Raw genomic sequence first — 14,146 nt, 5'->3', positions numbered from 1 at the left:
AATTGAACTTCGCTCTAAATATAGAAGAGCGCACCATTATTCAGCGTGATGGCAACCAAAGATTTGCAACGCGTCATTAGTCGAGTGTTACGCAGAAAACCACTAAGGGGCCCTAATATCACGGAAACAACACGAAAATTTCACGTGAGTGTTATTTAACCATTCCAGACTTACGACATGGCACAAATGATGCGTAGATCACATTTTTGCCAGTCGAAAACGTGATCTTTGTTCGATTTTTGTGCAAGGGATGCTCGTTTGTAGTCCGATTGCGGAGCTTGATGTTGCTTGATAGTGCAGTTATTAGGGTTGGTGATGGATTGCCGCAGGTTTGCAAGGATTGATAGCAAAACTGTGATGGTGACATGCCCTCCTCCGAATTAACTGCTTAATTTAAGGAGGCGTCTCCATGACTTCAACTAGTACCTCGGCTGCAGAACCGACAGGGTTCTTGCGGGCTCATCAAAGTCAATTTTCCACTTTATACCGCGCCATCGACGTGGTCATTATCCTTGCTTGCTTACAGTTTTCTCTTTCGGTGTTGTCACTTCCTCTCACATCTACCGAAATAATGCTGGCGTTGGGCGCTGCAGTTGGTTTTATGCTGACTTCGGAAAGCTTAGAGCTATATCGTTCTTGGCGTTTTAGTCGCGGTGAAGACTTGGTTCGAACGGTTACCTTGAGTTGGGCTATCACCTGTGGTCTGTCGGCTTCGGTATTGATCTATTTCGCGCCACCAGATCGGCTGATGACCGAACAGTTGGTGGTATGGGCGCTAGTGACTTGGTCGGTCATGGCTATTTGGCGACTCATGTATCGTCAGTTTCTGTTTTATCTGCGCCGAGCGGGCTACAACTCGCGTCGGGCAGGTATTGTCGGTCTGACAGATGCTGGCTTAGCGCTGGCCAATGAAATCGCCGCCAATGACCAATTAGGTACCCGGTTTATCGGCTTTTTTGATGATCGCGATGCCAGTCGATTGCAGTCCGAAGGCAGCCAGCTTCTATTGGGTAAAGTAGACGATGCTATTGAATTGGCTCGTCAGCATCACATTGATTTGCTCTACATCGCGCTACCTCTCAAAGCTGAGCAACGGATCATGGAAATCATCAAACGCTGTGGTGACACCACCATTGATGTCCAGCTCATTCCTAACCTAATGATCTACCGAATGTTGCACGCTCGCTGGCATCGTGTCGGCCAAATTCAAACCATGAGCGTGGTGGATTCGCCTCTATTGGGCTTCTCGGCGTGGCTAAAACGGGTGGAGGATCTGGTGTTATCTAGCTTGATTCTGCTGATGATTGCGTTGCCAATGTTAGCAATCGCCCTCGGCATCAAATTGACCTCGCCTGGCCCAGTGCTGTTCAAGCAGGACCGCTACGGTATTGATGGGCGGCGCATTCGAGTCTGGAAATTCCGCTCCATGAAAGTAATGGACAATGGTTCAGTGGTGAAGCAAGCAACCAAAGGCGATCCTCGAATTACTCGTTTTGGCTCTTTCTTGCGGCGTACATCGCTGGATGAATTGCCGCAATTTTTCAACGTGCTGCAAGGCTCAATGAGTATTGTCGGCCCTCGCCCCCATGCGGTGGCTCACAATGAAGAGTTTCGCACCATTGTTGACGGTTACATGCTGCGTCACAAGGTCAAGCCAGGCATTACCGGCTGGGCTCAAATCAACGGTTGGCGCGGAGAAACCAACACTATCGAGAAGATGGAAGGGCGGATTGCATTTGATTTGGCTTACATCCGCAACTGGTCAATTTGGTTCGATCTGAAAATCGTGTTGATGACCGTATTCAAAGGATTTATCGGCAAAAATGCCTACTAAAGGAATGCGCTATGGATACTCGTTGGTTGTTCTCATTAATCGCTAGCAGCTGGCTACTGCTGAGCACTGCGACTGCGGCTGATACTGCCGCCTCATATCAATTGGGTCCGGGAGACACTTTTCGTATTCAAGTGTACGGAGAAGACGACTTGTCGATGGATGTGATGCTCCACAATAGTGGCAAGTTTGATTATCCCTACCTTGGCGAGTTAGATGCTCGAGGCCAAACCACCGCCCAGTTACAAGCACTGTTAACCGAGCAGCTGCGAGGTGACTACCTCGTTAATCCTAAGGTCATGGTGTCGATCGTGACGTTTCGACAGATCTATGTGAATGGCGAGGTGAATAAACCGGGGGGCTACCCCTATCAACCAGGATTAACAATAGATAAAGCCGTGGCGTTGGCAGGTGGCTTTACCGAACGAGCGGCAAAAGAAAACATTATGCTCAACCCTGACGAAGGCAACAATCAGGTAACCCAAGTAACACCGAAGCAGTCGATCAGCCCTGGCGACATTATTGTTGTCAAGCAATCGTTTTTCTAACCAATCTGGATCAGCTGAATTGATGTTGATGGACCAGCACGACAAGGACGCACGATGTTATTGAAATCTGATATTAATGGCCGCTCCAGCAGTGGTGATGAAATTATCGATGTCAGCAAATATTTGTTGATATTGCAGCGCAACAAAGGTTGGATTTTGGCTTGTTGCTTGCTGTTCATGTTTGCTGCGATTGCTTTGTCGATGACGATGACGCCGTTGTATCGAGCGACGGCGGTGATGCTGATTGAGGCTGAACAAAATCGAGCCGTATCGATTGAAGAGGTATACAGTGGTATCGACTCATCGAAAAAAGAGTATTACCAAACTCAATTTGAAATCCTCAAATCAACCGCTATTGCGACAAAGGTCATTGACCGCTATCAACTCACTGAACGTCCAGAATTTCGGCCCAATAACCCAGTACGAAGTTGGATAAATTCGGTTAAATCAGAGATCAAGAGTTTGCCAATACTCGACGATCTGTTTCCGCCCAAGCAGCAACCATCTGCTGAGCAGGTTGCGGAGGCCAGCTACCGCAATGTTCTCAATTTGTTTAAAAGCCGGCTTAGCATTGATCCCATTCCGCAAACCCAGTTAGTTAAAATTAGCTTTGAGTCTGAAGATCCAAAGCTTGCTGCGCTGTTGGCCAATGCAGTTGGTGAGGCGTACGTTGAATCGAATTTGGATGCGCGTTTGCAAATGACGACTCAGGCCTCAACCTGGCTCGGTTCTCGGCTGACAGAATTGGAACAAGCGGTACAGCTTTCACAGCAAAAATTGACCGCTTTTCTTGAACGAGAGGGCTTAGTTGATATGGCTGGGATTGATAAATTGGCGTCATCTCAACTGGAGGAGTTGAACTCGCAATTGGCCGAAGTTCGCGAACGACGGAGGCAAGCCGAGTCAGTTAATAGTCTCATTTCTCAAGGTAAATCACTGGATGAAACGTCGTTATCGACAATCCAAGCGATTTCCCAGCATCCGCAATTGCTTGATGCGCGTCGAGCAGAAACTGAAGCGTCGCGCAAGGTGTCGGAGTTATCACAACGCTACGGACCGAAGCATGATCGAATGATTGAAGCCACAGCTGAGGCCGCAGCAATGACTCAGCGTACTCGCGACGTGTTAAACAGTTTGGCGCTTGGTTTAACCAAGGATTTGGCAACCGTTCGTCAACAAGAGCAACAGTTGGCTGCTGATTTAGAGCAAAAGAAGCTCGAGTTTCGACATCTAGCGGTAAAACAAGCGGAGTTCGATGCGCTAAAGCGAGATTTGAACAGCAACAAAGAGCTACATCGTTTGTTCCTCACGAGGCAAAAAGAGACCTCGGCTACTTCCGATTTCCGTGCCGTCAATGCTCGGTTCTCTGATCGCGCGTTGACACCACTGCACCCCAGTAAGCCGCAGCGTACCAAAATTGTTGCGCTTGCCATGGTTTTGGGAGCAATGCTCGGAGTGGTTTTGGTGTTGCTTCGAGAGACCATCAGCAGCGTGATGAACAAATTGGCTGATGTTGAAGATAAGTTAGGCCTCAATCCTATCGGTGCCGTTCCCAAAGTGCGCAATGCCCTTTATCGCAAAAAGCCGATTGATCATTTGGTGTTTTTTGAGCCCAATGAGCGCTCGTTTGCAGAAGCCATTCGAGGCGTCAGAACGTCGCTCAGTCTGCACAATAATCGCAAGATTGTTGCTGTGTCCTCGGCTGTTGCTGCAGAGGGTAAGTCCACTGTGGCGATGAATTTAGCTATTTCTATGGCTTCGACCGAAAAAGTGCTTTTGATTGATGGTGATTTGCGCGCCGCCAGCCTTGGCGAGCGCTTTGGTCTCAGCAGAGCACGAGCAGGGCTGACCAATGCATTGTTAAATGGCACACCGTTAGAGGAATGCATTCATCGCGATAAACAAGCCGGGCTCGATGTATTGCCTTGCGGACTCAAGCCGGTCAATCCGCAAGAATTATTGGTCTCGGATAAGTTTTCGGATCTGATTGAGCAATTCGCCAAACGTTACGACCGCATCGTCATCGATACGCCGCCGCTACTCATGGTCAAAGATGGTTTGGTCATTGGCAAGCTAGCTGGTGGCGTGGTGGCAGTGGTTAAAGCTGGCGCTACCAACGCCCGCCAAGTGACGGCATTAACCAATTTATTGTTTAAACATGACATTGCAATGGACGGTGTGGTGCTTAATCAAGTCGATAAAAAATACACCAAACATTACAGCTACTATGCCGACGAATCGGTGCTGGTTACGGCATGAGTGTTGGTTTCACCACTATCACAACGGAATAGGTGAGATATGGGTCAGTTAGCGAAAGTCGATATTACAATTTTGTCGTGGGACCGAATTGATGACACCTTGAAAGCGATTGATAGTGCGGTTGCGCAACAAGGGATTGAGCAGCGAGTGATTGTCGTCGATCAAGGGTCAGAAGACTCGGGGCTATCTCGGTTGAGACGTCACTGTGAGGCTATTTCTTGCGTCACTCTGGTTTGTAATGGCAGCAATTCAGGGGTGCCCGGTGGCCGCAATATTGCGGCTCGTCAGGGCGATGGCGACTATTTGGTTGCGCTTGATAATGACGCCGAGTTCATTGACTCGTTTCAGGTCGCCAAGGCTGTCGAGGTGATGCGATCGGATGCTTCTTTGGGAGCCATCGCCTTTCGAATTCTCCGGTTTGGCTCGAACCAAGATGACTTATCAAGTTGGTCATATCATCAATCGGTGAGTGATTGGGCGGGCCAGCCATTTTTTACCGACCGCTTTGTTGGGGCTGGCCATATGATCTTGCGTCAGGCCTTTGAGCAAATTGGTTGCTATGACGACGCGCTGTTTTTCCTTCATGAAGAAGTCGATCTGTCAAAACGTTTGATCAACATCGGTTATCAGATCCGCTACAGCCCGGAGGTGGTGATCGGTCATAAAGTCTCAGCCGAACATCGGGTTGCTTGGAGTGCTGGCCGTTGGCGATTTGATATTCGCAACAAGACTTATCTGCATATTAAATTTCGGACTTTTTTCCCAACCTTTGTTTTCCACACCAGCTTGATGATGTGGCGCGGAATCCGCTCCGGATTGTGGTGGGCAACCATTTCAGGCGTCTGCCAAGGTTTCGCGATGGCGCCAGCCGCCATTCGATTTTGGTCGCGCCCATCAAGCAAGGCTAGCGCCGCCGCGGCTGACTACTACCAGCAATGCTCGCCAACCAAGGGCATGTCGCTTTGGCGCCGTGTTGTGTTGCGTTTAAAAAGTGCCAAGCCGGTACCAATGAATGTACAAGGAAGTTGATATGAGCGAACTCCAAGCACCAAGATTGATTCCTAATCACGACCAGTTGCAAACATTGAAGCAGCTTCTTATTGATTCCTTCAAGCCTCTGCTGCAAGGACGCAAGGTGTTGCTGATTGATATTCCTGTACACCTGAATGTCGGTGATTTACTGATCCATGCTGGCGAGGAAAAGCTGTTTGAATTGCTATCGTGCCAGGTTGTGGGCCGCATCTCTGCCCGCAATGCTCGGCAACTTGACGATATGGATCTAGCTAAAGATGTTGTGTTGCTGCTCCACGGAGGGGGTAATTTTGGCGATTTATACCCGCTTCACCAATCCCTGCGGGAGCGAGTCATTGAGTCTTTCCCAGATCATTCAATTGTGGTGTTACCGCAATCGATTCACTTCAATGATCCGAATGCTCTGCAACGGACCGCGCCTATCTATCAGCAGCATCAGCATTTGACCTTCTGCGTTAGAGATCAAGCTTCTGCTGAGGTTATCCGATCAATTTTACCTGCTCATCGAGTCAAACTGTTACCCGATATGGCCTTCACTTTACTGGACCATTGGCGTTGGCCTACTGACAAGCCAAGCATGACCTTGGCCTTGCGCCGCCGAGATATTGAGGCATGCGCTGAAGGCGGTTCTCAGGATGTTGATCGATTTGACTGGGATGATTTGTTCTCTCGTCGCGATGACAAACTGTATTCCTTGCTCAGATACGCCTTTCGAACGGAAGACAAAATCGGTGTCAACTTAGCAACTAGTCGAATGTGGTGGTGGTATGTGCAATCGGTGATTAACCGTGCCAGTCGCCATTTTGATAAATATGGCTGCGTTGATACCGATCGTCTTCACGGCATGATTTTAGCGCTGTTAATGGGGCGAGATGTCGTCATGCGTGACAACAGCTACGGTAAGTTGCGGCGCTATGCTGCGGCTTGGCTGCAAGTCGATAGCGACACCTACGTACCGAGCAATCACGAGCGAGTCGTTCATGAGTAGCCGCATTGCGAAGTTACTGTGGATCGCCACGGAGAAAGTTGGCTTGACCCTGTTGTCATTGGTGACCTTTTTCGTTTACGCCAAGTTTCTGGGGCCGAGTGAACTTGGCTTAGCGATTCTCGCACTGTCAATCGTGCAAGGCTTAGCATTGGTATTTGCTAATTTGTTCGAAGATGCCTTAGTTCGACATCAGCAACCGAGCCCCAGTGACTTCCACAGTGCATTTTGGGGAGGCCTAGTGCTGACCTCTGGGTTGTCTTTAGTGGTTTTATTGGCGGCGTACTCTTGGTTATCGCAACCGTTAGCAGCATTAGTGTACTGGGCATTGCCGATCTTACCTCTCACTGCAACAACATCGATATATGTTGCTCAATTAAGACGGCAGGGCCAATTCAAACTGTTGTCACAGCGACAATTGCTGGGGCGAACCTGTGGTGCTTTGTTTGGCCTGGCAATGATTGCCGGTGGCTATGGCGCTTTGGCCATCATTGGTCAGGCTCTCATTGGCAGCATATTAGGTTTTGCCACCTTACTCATCGGCGCTGAATATCGACCTCGGTGGCAGTTAAAAATGAATCATGCCACAGCTTTGGTCAGTGTTGGTTGGCCGTTAGCGCTGAAGCGACTGAGTTGGGATGCTCTCATCCGCGGCATTCCGTTGGTATTGGGGGTGGTTTCTGGTGCCGCTGCTGTCGGTTTTTATTCGCTCGCTTGGCGCTTAGTTGAAATGCCTCGAAGTGCGATGGTGTCGGGTATTTTGAGCTATGCCCTACCGGTATTCTCGAGACGGCAGCAAGACTCGACCCAGTTACAAACTTTATTCTGTGATGCTACCAAAGCCACTTCGTTGTTCTTGGTGCCTTGTTTTGTTGGTTTGGCCGCATTGGTACCCATTGTTGTGCCATGGATCTTTGGGCCTGAATGGCAGCCGGCGGTGTTGCCTGCGCAAGTGCTGGCAATCGCGATGGCAATCAGCTGTACCCGAGTTTTTGTGCCTGTTGCATTTACTGCTGTTTCTAAAACCTCGACCAATCTCATTGTTGATATGACTACCAGTGCGTTGGCGCTGGTCATTACTTGTATTGCCGGACCTGTTTGGGGGGCGCTAGCCGGTGCGATGGCTATGTTATTGCGAGTTTTGATTGCGCTGCCATTTGGCATTTTGGCATTACAACGAGTCGTCGGGATTGACGCCAACAGCCAGTGGCACGCAGTACGTCCGGTTATTTTGGCGTCATTTTTGATGATGGCATTTGTTAGCGCCATTGTTGCTAACGTTCCCCTTTCTGCCTTAGTTACTTCGGGATTAGCTCTGTTTGTCGGAATTGCTGCCTACGGTATTTCGTTGAGCTTAATCAATCCCTCTTGGTGGCGAGATTTGCGCGGCTTTATAACGAGCTAAAGGAGTGGTGAGCAGACTATGACTGATTCGATTGTCGTATTTACCAACCAATTGCTGCCCTATTCGGAAACTTTTATTCGAGCACAAGGCGAAGCGCTAAACGATTTTAATGCTCACTATGTCGGTAGTTATGGCGTCGCCAACGGCTTGCTGTTGGCCACAGAGCGAAGCTATTTAATTCGTCAAGGAAAGCTTGGAGCTATCACTGACAACTTGCTCAAGTTAGGCATTTTGTGCCCTTGGCTAAAACGTACTGTTGGTGGATTACAGCCGCAGTTAATCCACGCCCATTTTGGTCCTAATGGCTTATCTGCACTGCCGTTAGCTAAGGCATTGAACGTACCGTTGATCACCACCTTTCATGGCTTTGACGCGACCATTGAACAGCCGACTAAAGCGGTTCATGGGCGGTTGCATTTGCGGTTTATGCATCACCGCAAAACGCTTGCATCGCAAGGCGATGTGTTTATCGCCGTGTCTGACTTTATTAAACAAAAACTTCTGGAGCTTGGTTTTCCTGCTGAACGGGTTGTGCGTCATTACATTGGTATTAATACCGATTTTTTCTGCCCCGAGCCGCAAGTTAAACGAGATAACTCAGTACTGATAGTTGCGCGGTTGGTTGCCTACAAAGGGCATCGCTATCTATTGCAAGCGATGGCTAAGGTGCAGCAGAAATTCCCGGATAGTCAATTGGTGTTGGTTGGCGATGGGCCGGAGCGTGAGGCGCTTGAGCAACAGGCAATGCAACTTGGTCTGAACATCGACTTTGCCGGTAAGCAGAGCCCCGAGCAGGTTCGCCATCGTATGCGGCAGGCGCGGGTGTATTGCCAAACCAGCGTCAGGTTAGACAACGGCCATGAAGAGGCGTTAGCGCTGGCAATCGCGGAAGCACAAGCCGTTGGCACCCCTGCAGTGGTGTTCAATAGCGGTGGTATGCCTGAAGCGGTTAACGCCAAGCAATCCGGATTTGTTGTTGAACCGGCGGATGTCGATGACTTGGCGGCGCGTATTAGTGAGTTGCTCAGCGATCATCAGCGTTGGCAGCAGTTCAGTGATGCAGCTGTTGCTTATATTCGAGCCGTTCATAATTTGAATGAGCAAAATGCCAAGTTGGAACAGCTCTATCAGCAATGCTTGCAACAATTCAATAACTGCCAGCATAAGGAGATGCGCTATGACTACAGCAATGCCCGCTAAACTATCGGTGGTAATTCCCTCTTATCAATCGCAAGCGCACTTGCGTCGAACGCTGGAGGCTTTAGTCGAGCAGCTCGAACAGTGCGATGCCGAAATCATTGTCGTCGATTGTTCGCCAGGAACTGAGGTCGATGATATTTGCGATGCTTTCAACGCTGTTCAGCTCATCAAATGTCAACAACGTTTTAATCCTGGAAGCGGCCGTAATATTGGGGCTGACGCTGCGAGCGGTGAAGCCTTAGTGTTCATTGATGCGGATGTGGTGATGCAAGCTGGTGCGCTAAGTGCCATTGCGAGGCGTGTTGCCGCTGGTAACGACATTTTTGGCGGTGCCCTTGAGCTGGCTCCTGGAGACTATCGGACTTTTGCGTCTTACATCGAGCACTATTTCTTTAATCATGAAGCGCAGGCGTCGCGACAAGCTGGCACGCGACCTAATCTCAGTTCGGCGATGATGATTGTACGCCGAGATTTGTTCATAGAGATTGGCGGTTTTAGTGATATTCCGCGGATGCAAGACACCGAAATGACCGAGCGCTTGGTTGCCAAAGGCTATCAACTTGGTTTTTTCCCTGAAATCGTTGGATTTCAGGTCCAAGACTCGTCTTTATCCAAAGTATTCAAGAAAATATTTATTAATGGCAACAACTTATATTTCTTGCGCTATCAGCAGGCCAAAGGCTTGGGCTACAAAATCTTGCTGGGTTTTACGTTGCCACTGCTGATGATGGCCAAGGTAACCCGGATCAATTTCCGCAACATGAAGTATGCTGGCAGTGCCTTTATGCTGTTGGCGTTATGTCCGTTTATGTATTTGTGTGGTTCGGCCTGGATGTTTGGCTTTTACAAAGGCCTACTGATCAGCAACGGCATTGCAGCGGGGCGTTGATATGACTCTCATTTATCTCGCCACTGGCAATGATTACGGTTCGTTTCACCGCCGACCATTTATTCGCACCATGGCCGAGCAGATGGCACAGCAACAACGACAGGTTTTTTACTGTGCGAAACCTCGTTGGTTTATCAAAGCTGGAGCGACTAAAGGCGACATAGCGTTGGCTCGATCGGAACAGGTCATTGTGATCAACCTGTTCACCCTCATGCCGCTGTCCTGGTGCATGAAGTGGCCTTGGCTGCTGTGGCTAATGGTGACGATGCCAATTGCTTGGCAGTTGCGCCGAGCAACTCGAGAGCAAGCTAACAATGGCCAGCGCATGTTGTGGTTTTATAAGCCAGATCAGTATCTTTATTTAGCGGGCCTTGGCGACCCCTATGTTTACATGCACTATGATAACTACGACGATGATGATAGTTACTCATTTGCCCAGTCACCGAAGTATGCCGCAACGCTAAAAGCATGCTTGCAACAGGCTCAATTCGGTTTCACAACCAGCCAGACCCTGCAGCGAAAACTCGCGCAGTTTCGACACCTTGACTACTTGCCTAATGCGATCGACACATCAATGTTGCAGCAAGCCCAAGTCGCTAAGCCGACCGACCGCGGCGAAGTGCGGATTATTGGCTTCGTAGGAAGCATTGATAACGCCATTGACCCAGAGCTAATAGAGGCGTTGTGCCAGCATCCACAACCTTGGCACATTCGGTTGGTCGGCCCAGTGAGTAACGATGACATCACCAAGCTTGCCGAGCATTACGACAACCTGACTCTAGTCGGGCGAGTTGCCTACGACGACTTAGCTGCTCAAATTACTCAGTTTGACGTTGGTATTTGCCCCTACAAAGCATCGCCATTTAATCAGTATCGTAATCCGCTCAAACTTTATGAGTATCTGGCATTTGGGCTGCCAGCAGTCAGTGTCGACTGTGATTTTGATGAACTTGGCTGGCGCTGGGTCGCGAAAGCACAATCAGTTAATCAGTTTGTGAGTTTGGTGGCACAGCAAATAGCACTCAATAGTCCAGAGCTGGCGTTGCAGCGGCATCAGTTTGCTGCTGAAAACACGTGGCGGGCTCGAGCGTTAGAAGTAACCCGAAAATTTGACCAGCGCCAGTCAAGCTTACAGGCGACAAGGGTTAGTTTTTTAGGATTGGATTTTGATGATCTTGATTCCAGCCAAGTGCTGCAGCAACTAAAGCAGTGGGCTGATAGTGCTCGCGATGGCCACATCGTGGTGACGCCCAATGTCGACCATGTGGTGAAGTATCATGATCGAGAATTAACCGATTTCAAACGAGCTTACGATGCCGCTGCAATGGTGCTTTGTGATAGTCAAATCTTGCGGCGGTTGTCATCTTTTGGTCGCCAGTCATTAAGCTACCTAAATACCGGTAGCGATTTAACTGTCCGTTTGTTTGAGCAGGTTCTGCAAGGTAGTGATTATCGCGTCATGGTGATTGGCTCAAGCGCTACTGATGTCGCCCAAGTCATGACGAAGTACCGAGTTGCCAATTGCCATTGTCACGTACCGCCAATGGGCTTCATCGATGACCCGATAGCGGTGCAAGCATGCGTCGAGCAAGTCCAACACTATCAGCCTGATTTTATTTTTTTGGCGGTCGGTTGTCCGCGTCAAGAAATCTTGGCACAACATTTAAAGACACAGGGCTGCCATGGCGTCATGCTGTGTATTGGTGCTTCGATTGATTTTATGGTTGGTAAGCAGCATCGAGCGCCAATGTGGATGCAGAAAAACGGGCTGGAATGGTTGTTTCGCTTGTGTTCGTCGCCGCAGCGTTTATGGCGCCGGTACTTGGTTGACGGACCAAAAATCCTGCGGATTTACTGGAGCAGATGACCCTATGGTTAATGATAATGCAATGCTCGCCAGTCAGTTGTCGCTCGTGCCGTTGACGCGAGCATCGTTGGTGATCAATCTAAAACGGTTGCTTGCAGTCACAATGCTAATGAACTTTGGGGCTTTAGCGGCTGAGGACTTAAAGCAGGTATTGCTTGAGTCGGATGTCATTTCCATCGACCGGCGGCTGAAAATATGGCCTGAATGTGTTCAAGGTACTTTTCGACAAACGTCCAGCAATAGCATTGAAATGTGCTTGGATCCGAAGGACAAAGCCAAGCGTTGTGAGTTTGCTGTCAATGATGCGTTATCTCATACCGGCACGTATCGTGTTGCTTTTGATTTCCGAGTGACGACTATCGATTCCACCGATAGCGAATGGCACAGCTATTTTCAGGTCCATTCATTTCCTGATAAAGACGAACGCTGGCGCTGCCCGATTCAAGCCTTAGAGCTTCATTCTGGAGCTTTTCGGATGTTTAATCGCTGGGATCCAACTCCTGTGTCTATTACCAAAAGCGGCACCTGCAGCGGGGCAGAAAACAGTATCCAAAGTCGCACACTATTTCAGGACTTATCGCTCACCGAAGGCGACTGGCACCACTATGAGCAAGTAGGTCGGCTAGCCAGTATTGATGGCGGTGAACTGACCGTGACCATTGATCAGGTTGAGATGGCGACAATCAAAGGCCCCAATACGTTCAATGATCAACGTGAACCATTTTTAAAGTTCGGTATTTACAAACCGACCAGTTGGCGCTCAGAACAACCTTTGTGCGTTGAATATCGCGATATTCAAGTGACCAGTGGGGATCATAGCAATGATACAAATTGATCGCCGGCTGCTCAGTGTTTGGTTGTTGCATTTATTGTTGTGGTTAGCCTTAATCCGCTCGACTAATATCGGCTTCGCTTACCCAACATCCGAATACCTGCTCAGTGGCATTAATTATATGCCTCAGAAAGTGATGCAGCTGTTGATTTTGTTTGGCTTAGTGCTGTTTGTAAGTATTCACGGAGGCCGATCCTTAGGGACGATTAAATTGCGTCCAGGCTGGCTATTGCTATTGGCTGTCATATTGACTTCGATGTTGTTGTCACCACGACCCGACTTAACATTTCGCCATTTTCTTTCGGTTCTGGTGGTGTCGCTGCCAGTGTATTTGTACTGCACGCACATCGGCCCAGAAGCACTTTACCGACAACTTCGAAACTGTTTGGCAATCCTGTTGCTGGCGAACCTGATTTATTGTCTTTTACTACCGCAGTATGCAGTGATGACAGCCAATCACGAAGGTTCGTGGCGAGGCATGTTTGTCCATAAAAATGTGTTTGGAGCGTTTTGCGCTCTGGCGGCGGTTCTGTTCTATGCCGAATGGGTTTATCGTCGTTTTTATAAGATGCCAATGGCTAGCGCTTTGCTTTGTGGTATTGCCTTAGCTCTGACGATTGCGTCGAAGTCGAGTACTGCATTGGTCATGTTGGTGGTTGGTTTTGGTTGCTTTTATGCTTTCAACCTGATTATTGCGGCTAAGCGCAAAGACAAGCGTGTCGCTTTGTTTTTAGCGCTGTTGTTTACTGCATTTGTCGCCTACCTGAGTCTGATGGCAATGTTAGATATTGTTTTAGGCTGGCTTGGCAAGGACGCTACTTTGACCGGCCGCACTGAGCTGTGGCAGGTGTTGTTTCAGTTGGCTTTGGAGCGCCCTGCATTAGGATGGGGATTAGGACTATTTCATCGACCCGAAATCATGTACCAATACTCAGTACAATTTGGTTGGATGGCAAAATCGACTCACAGTTCTTTCATTGACTTGGTTTTGGGCGTTGGCTTACCGGCGGCATTATTGTTGATGCTTTGGGGCGTAGGACAATTGATTCGGATGATGCTGAAGTGCTCTAGTAACGTCATTATGCCTATTTGTTACAGTGGTGCGATGAGTCTGATTGTGTTGCTATTGCTCGTTGCAGCCAGCTCCAGTGGGGTGTTTTTGAGCCCATCATTTTTCTGGTTGTTGCTACTAAGCTGCGGTTTGGTCGTTGGTAAGCAACCAGTGCAGCAGCAGGTGGTGGCCACCATCACCTTGCCTAGTCATTTGGCTCGTCCGGTCAAGATGGCCAGTCACTAAC

General features: G+C 49.0%; 11 protein-coding genes. All 11 read left to right on the top strand.

What is annotated here, in order from left to right; all coding sequences use genetic code 11:
* Positions 1-409: 409 nt before the first annotated feature.
* Genes CBE68_RS01240 through CBE68_RS01190 form a run of 11 tightly spaced genes read left to right on the top strand, consistent with a single transcriptional unit; the run spans position 410 to position 14,145 of the window.
* A complete protein-coding gene (locus CBE68_RS01240) occupies positions 410-1,834 on the top strand; it encodes an undecaprenyl-phosphate glucose phosphotransferase (RefSeq protein WP_087504247.1) in 1,425 nt (474 codons plus the stop codon).
* 11 nt (positions 1,835-1,845) lie between these two features.
* Positions 1,846-2,379: a polysaccharide biosynthesis/export family protein gene (locus tag CBE68_RS01235; RefSeq protein ID WP_087504246.1), complete on the top strand. Its 534-nt coding sequence runs from the start codon at positions 1,846-1,848 to the stop codon at positions 2,377-2,379.
* A gap of 54 nt (positions 2,380-2,433) precedes the next feature.
* Positions 2,434-4,638 carry a GumC family protein gene (locus tag CBE68_RS01230; RefSeq protein ID WP_087504245.1) on the top strand — a complete coding sequence of 735 codons (2,205 nt, stop codon included), beginning with the start codon at positions 2,434-2,436 and terminating at the stop codon, positions 4,636-4,638.
* A gap of 39 nt (positions 4,639-4,677) precedes the next feature.
* Positions 4,678-5,667 carry a glycosyltransferase family 2 protein gene (locus CBE68_RS01225; protein WP_087504244.1) on the top strand — a complete coding sequence of 330 codons (990 nt, stop codon included), beginning with the start codon at positions 4,678-4,680 and terminating at the stop codon, positions 5,665-5,667.
* A gap of 1 nt (position 5,668) precedes the next feature.
* A complete protein-coding gene (locus CBE68_RS01220) occupies positions 5,669-6,658 on the top strand; it encodes a polysaccharide pyruvyl transferase family protein (RefSeq protein ID WP_158100458.1) in 990 nt (329 codons plus the stop codon).
* Entirely contained in the window at positions 6,651-8,060 is a 1,410-nt protein-coding gene (locus CBE68_RS01215) for an oligosaccharide flippase family protein (protein WP_158100457.1), read from the top strand. Before CBE68_RS01220 ends, CBE68_RS01215 begins: the two co-directional genes overlap by 8 nt.
* 18 nt (positions 8,061-8,078) lie before the next feature.
* Positions 8,079-9,260, top strand: a complete 1,182-nt coding sequence (locus tag CBE68_RS01210) for a glycosyltransferase (RefSeq protein WP_087504241.1) — start codon at positions 8,079-8,081, stop codon at positions 9,258-9,260.
* Positions 9,238-10,149, top strand: a complete 912-nt coding sequence (locus CBE68_RS01205) for a glycosyltransferase family 2 protein (protein ID WP_229744596.1) — start codon at positions 9,238-9,240, stop codon at positions 10,147-10,149. Before CBE68_RS01210 ends, CBE68_RS01205 begins: the two co-directional genes overlap by 23 nt.
* A gap of 1 nt (position 10,150) precedes the next feature.
* Positions 10,151-12,016, top strand: coding sequence for a WecB/TagA/CpsF family glycosyltransferase (locus CBE68_RS01200; protein WP_087504239.1), 1,866 nt, complete (start codon positions 10,151-10,153; stop codon positions 12,014-12,016).
* Between the two features lie 4 nt (positions 12,017-12,020).
* A complete protein-coding gene (locus tag CBE68_RS01195) occupies positions 12,021-12,851 on the top strand; it encodes a heparin lyase I family protein (RefSeq protein WP_087504238.1) in 831 nt (276 codons plus the stop codon).
* Entirely contained in the window at positions 12,838-14,145 is a 1,308-nt protein-coding gene (locus tag CBE68_RS01190; protein ID WP_087504237.1) for an O-antigen ligase family protein, read from the top strand. Before CBE68_RS01195 ends, CBE68_RS01190 begins: the two co-directional genes overlap by 14 nt.
* Position 14,146: the final 1 nt, after the last annotated feature.

It is taken from the genome of Neiella marina, from assembly GCF_002165625.1.
Lineage (GTDB): Bacteria > Pseudomonadota > Gammaproteobacteria > Enterobacterales > Neiellaceae > Neiella > Neiella marina.
The sequence above is the reverse complement of the archived record's forward strand: the minus strand, read 5'-3'. Positions and strand labels throughout refer to the sequence as shown.